The organism is Candidatus Eisenbacteria bacterium, from assembly GCA_016867495.1.
Classification (GTDB): Bacteria; Eisenbacteria; RBG-16-71-46; order CAIMUX01; family VGJL01; genus VGJL01.
On the sequence record VGJL01000180.1, the window covers coordinates 1 to 5,153 of the forward strand.

2 protein-coding genes are annotated in these 5,153 nt (G+C 66.0%); both read right to left on the reverse strand.

Going from position 1 to position 5,153, the window contains the following annotated elements; translation table 11 throughout:
* Positions 1-2,234 (reverse strand): hypothetical protein (locus FJY88_11720; protein MBM3288000.1); only part of this gene is annotated, 2,234 nt, incomplete at its 3' end.
* A gap of 92 nt (positions 2,235-2,326) precedes the next feature.
* A partial coding sequence (locus FJY88_11725; protein MBM3288001.1) for a T9SS type A sorting domain-containing protein occupies positions 2,327-5,153 on the reverse strand: 2,827 nt, incomplete at its 5' end.

Below are 5,153 nucleotides of genomic sequence, written 5' to 3' on the forward strand. Positions count from 1 at the left end.
GCAGACCAGGCTGTCGCTCCCGCGGGGATGTCCCCGAAGCTCTCCTGCCCGTCGAGGATCGTGACGTACGGATCGTCCGACGTGAGTGTCGCCGTCACTCCGGTTGCGTTCTGGCTGCCGAAGTTCCTGAGCTGGACCCTGAGTTCGATCGTTTCCCCGGGATTGACCAGCCCGTCGCCGTTGCCGGCGCTTCCGCCACCGCTGTCATCGTCGACCGTCGAGGCCTGGTATCCCACGAATCTCGCCGTCGCGGCCACGGGGATCGTCGCCAGATAGGGCTTGCGATCGTGCTTGGTGACCGTGATCAGCATGTCGCCCGCCGTCGGAGCCGAGACCGGCAGCTCGATCTCGCCGTTGGCGTCCGTGAAGCCGACCACGTTCGTCTCGGTTCCCTTGAGGAGACAGACTTTGGCGTCCCTCTCCGGGAGGCCCCCCTTGAGGACCGTGGCCGTGACGGAATTGGCGCCGATCGGGAGGCTCGAGGGGTGGGTCACCGTCAAGGTCTCCGGGAAGCCGGTCCAGCAATCGACCGCCGGATCGCCCATCAGGTTGTTCCAGTGGCACCAGATGGTGACCGTGTTGGGCTCGCGGGCCTGGTAGTTCAGGAACAGCTCCAGCTTCCCGCGCGTGAGGGCGGAGCCGAGCGTGTACTGCTCTTCGTAGAGCAGCCCCTGGAAGATGCCGTAGGTCACGCAGTTGTTGTAGCGCGTGTGCGTCCCGCTCGTGGCCGTTCCGATCGCCCCGATCCCTCCCCTCGGATTGCCGCCCGAGTGGGCCCGCAGGAAGCCCTCCGACAAGCACTGGGTGTCATCGAATCCTCCCGTCCCGCATGTGATGATCACGGCGAAGTGGAGCTTCATCCCATTGGTGAGCTGGTAGGTGTAGCTGTTCGACCAGCCGCTCATCCCGAGCCATCCCCTGTAGCAGAAGAGGCCGACCCCGCGGTTCAGAGAAGTGCGCATCTGCGTGACGAAGTCGCCCGAATAGACGGTATCGATCTGCGTGTACCCGAGCTGGCGGAGCCTCGTCTTGATCCACTGCTGCACCTGGATGACGCTGATGCCCGACTGGCCCGGATCGCCCGCGAGGCAAGCCCCCCTGAACCAGTTCGGGTCGGAGACGAGCGGGTTGCTCTCGTATCCGGTGATCTTGTTGACGATCACATCGAGCTCCGTCAGCGAGGAGAAGGAGAGGCGCCCGATGTGGACCTCGGGAAGGATGTCGGCCCCGTCGAGCTGCGTGTAAGGATGATCCCCCTCGCCGCCGTAGCCGGAGAGCGTCTCGTGCCAGGTCGGGATCACGTAGCTCCCGGTGACGTCCCCCGCCAGGACGATGTGCTCGGGGGGAATCTCCCACGTGTTGTAGGCGTTCTGGATCCAGCTCTTGATCGCCGTGTTCGTCGTCCCCGTCTGGACCGTCGTGGCGACGGTCACCGGATACCCCATCCGCTTGCGCCAGTCCACCAGAGGCTGCAGGCGCGTCGTCACCTGCGTGTCGTTCGGACAGATCAAAACCCAAGCGCCGGGCTCGATCTCGATCCCCCCTTCTCCCAGGAGCGGATAGTTGACGATCAGCCTGCGATAGATGCTGTCGAAGGAAGGGGGAATCGGACGATCGGATGAGACCTTCTCGTTGGCGCTGCCCGAGTCCTCGAACTCCACCGAAACCCGGATCCGCCGCGCCACGCGAAGCTTCCCCGCAACCGGATCGCACTGCACGGGACGAAACTCCAACGGCACCACCCGCACGTCCCGCAACACCGCAGGCTCCCCAGCCTCCGCCGCCAAGACATCCCCGTATCCGCCCCGCGCGTAAGCCCCCAGATCGTACGCAAACGGCGCGCCCTCCTCGTCCGCCTGCACCGGAAGCGGACGGTACCCCGCCAGCTCCTCCTGCTCCTCAACCTCCACCACCACGCGAACCCCGCCACGATCCGGCACCGCCACAAAACGACCGAACGTCGGCAACCCCGGCGCCCCGATCTCCCCGGAGAGACCTCCCCCCGGAATCGTCAGGATCTGAAACTCCTCCCCCTCGACCCGCACCTCTTCCACGCCAAGCTCCGCCAGCGTGAACCGAAGCTCGCAACCCTCCCGCCCGGAAGAGATCACCTCGATCCCGGGCAGCGCCTCCGCAGCCTCCCCGGCCACAAGACGCACGGGATCCCCAACCGCAGGCACACTACTGAGTGACGCGAGAACGAACAGCGCGGCGAAGGCTCGGCACGATAGCATGACCCCTCCACTTGTGGCCCGATGCCCGTCCTGGGTGCGTAACCCGAGCGCCTCGACTCTATCCGGGTCGAGGCGCTCGATGAGCCGGCATGCTACTCGATCCGGATGAGCTTTCTGACCTCGTTCCGTCCGCCCGCCCGCAGGCGGTAGAGGTAGATCCCCGAAGGCGCGGCCGCCCCGCCCTCGTCCCTTCCGTCCCAGACGACCGACTGCAAGCCGGCCGGCCTCGGCCCGTCGAGGAGCCTGCGCACCGCCCGGCCCTGGATGTCATAGAGATCGAGGCGCGCGGTCCCCGGATGGGCGAGGGAGAAGCCGATCGAGGTCCCCGCCGCTCCGCAAGGGTTCGGCCGGCACTGGAGGAGCGAGAAGACCGAGGGCCCGGCATTCGTCTCGGGAGCGCCGACCACGCCCGTCAACAGCAGCCGCACGTCGTCGACGCCCGCCTCCACAATCGCCCCGCTCGGATAGTCGGAGGCGACGAAGCGCAGCCGCACGACAGGTGTGAGAGAGATGTAGTCGCCGAGATCGAACTCCATCCGTGTCCAACTCCGAGCCGAGGTGGTGGTGTTCTCGAGAGAGACCCAGCTCTGCCCGTCGTCGTCGGAGATCTGAACGACCCAGGGATCCTGGCCGGGATCGTTGCCGGTGTCGTTCGTGAACCACCTGTAGTACTCGAGGCGGACCGTGCCGTAGGAGGAGAGATTCAGAAGGGGAGAGGTGAGGGTCGTCTTGCCTCCATCGACATCGTTCGCCCCCTGATCGGCACCGACCGCCGACTGGCCCGTGATGAAGCAGAGCGTTCCTGGAGCCGCGGTGTGGTCATCCTCGGGCTGCACCATCGTCTGATCGAGATAGGTCGCGTTCGGATCGACCCGCTCCCAGATCCCCGTCGTCGCGTCGTCGTCGGGCGCTCCCACGGTCCACCCCTGGTCGATCTCCATCTCGTCGGCGAAGAGGCTCGTCTCGGGCGTCACGAAGAAGGAGTGGAAGAGAGCCGGCGCGCCAGGCGGATCGTACGTTTCGCGGCTGGAGGTGTCCTTGGCGTAGACGTAGTACTCGACCCGCGTGATGTACGACTGCCCCGGGATCTCGGCGAGGTAGCTGTCGCCACCCTGGAAGACCAGTGGAGCCTCCGTATATGACGCGCTCGCCCCGCGATAGTAGAAGCTCCTCATGGAGAGCCCCGAGGCGTCGCTGATCGTGACCGGGATCAAGTAGGGGCCCAGCGTGTCGGTCGTCGAAGGATGGAGCGTCGTGGCGATGGCAGGGCCCAGGTTGTCGATCAGGACGAAGTCCCGGGTGGTCGTCTGCGAAGGGACGACCACGACGCCCAGCGCGGTGTCGGGCTCGAAGCCGGCATGGCTCGCGACCATCGTGTAGGTGCCCCCGGCGTGGGTGCCTTCGTACCGGCCGGACCCCGCCGTCACGAAGGTCCTCCCTGTTTCCAGGACGCGCACCTCTGCCCCAGCGACCGGCGTCCCTCCTGCCGAGCCGTTTCTCACATAGCCGGAGAGGGTTCCCATCGGGCTCGCCATGACCGGCACGAAGCGGATCGCCCGTCCCGCCGCGAGCGTCGCCGCGCCGGACGCATAGGTGTTGTAGAAGGTGTAGAGGATGCCGGTCGTCCCGTCGGGGCTCTCGATCCCCGTCGTGGCGTAGTTGTCGGCGGAATCGTTGTTCGTGACGGCCATGTACTGGAAGACGATCGGCCCGTCGCCGGTCGATGTCTCATGGTAGGCCGGATCGTAGAGGATGATCTCGAAGGTCTCGGCTCCGCCCTGGTCGTTGAAGACGCGGCTCCACTCGATGATGAATCGATGATTGGCGGCATCGTGCCAGTAGTAGACCTCGCCTCCGCTGGTCAGGCGGATGTCGTCCCAGAAGGCGGCGATGATCCCCTGCGGCCCTCCGGCGCCGGGGATCGTCCAGTTCCTGTGATCCGAAAGATAGCTCCAGCCCATCACGATCCAGCCGTTCGAGCAGACCGAGATCCGGTTGTAGGTCTGGCCGTAGTAGGTGAAGGGAAAGGGGAGATCGACCCTCTCGGTGTCGTCCTGGTTCCCGCCGAAATCGGTCAGGTTGATCTCGGTTCCGGCTCCGCCGTTGTCCGGATCGATCTCGACCCACGCGTACGTCGGGGCTTCCTCGTAAGAAATGTCGGTGTTGTCGAAGGCATAGTATCCGTACGCGTCCGGTCCGACCGGATCGGTGGTCACCCGCTGGCCGACCACGACAGTGGCGACGGTCGTGTCGCGGACTCCTCCCGAGAACTCCGTCTGAAGCGCGAAGGTGGCCAGATGCCCGGGGAAGGTCTCCGAGGACGCGCTGATGACGAATCGGTCTCCCGAGTTGCTGGCCGATCCGCTGATGGGGATCGTCCCGAAGCCTGCCGTGCCGTCGACGACGGTCAGGTAGGGGCTCAGCGATGACAGGTGTCCGACCACGCTCGATGCGGTCGCATGGCCGGCATTCCGCAGCACCGAGCTCATCTCGACCGTCTCTCCCGGATCGAGGAGCCCGTTGCCCCCCGCGTTGTACAGCGTTGTCCCGAGGTTGACCAGATCTGCGGCGACCGCGGAGAGATCGATGAGCGAGTGCCACAGGTCCGCGCCGGAGGCGACGTCGAGCCCGAGCCGGATCTCGCGCGCGTCGGGGCAGCCGAGGTCGATCCGGATGTCGAAGTCGTCCGCAGACCAGGCTGTCGCTCCCGCGGGGATGTCCCCGAAGCTCTCCTGCCCGTCGAGGATCGTGACGTACGGATCGTCCGACGTGAGTGTCGCCGTCACTCCGGTCGCGTTCTGGCTGCCGAAGTTCCTGAGCTGGACCCTGAGTTCGATCGTTTCCCCGGGATTGACCAGCCCGTCGCCGTTGCCGGCGCTTCCGCCACCGCTGTCATCGTCGACCGTCGAGGCCTGGTAT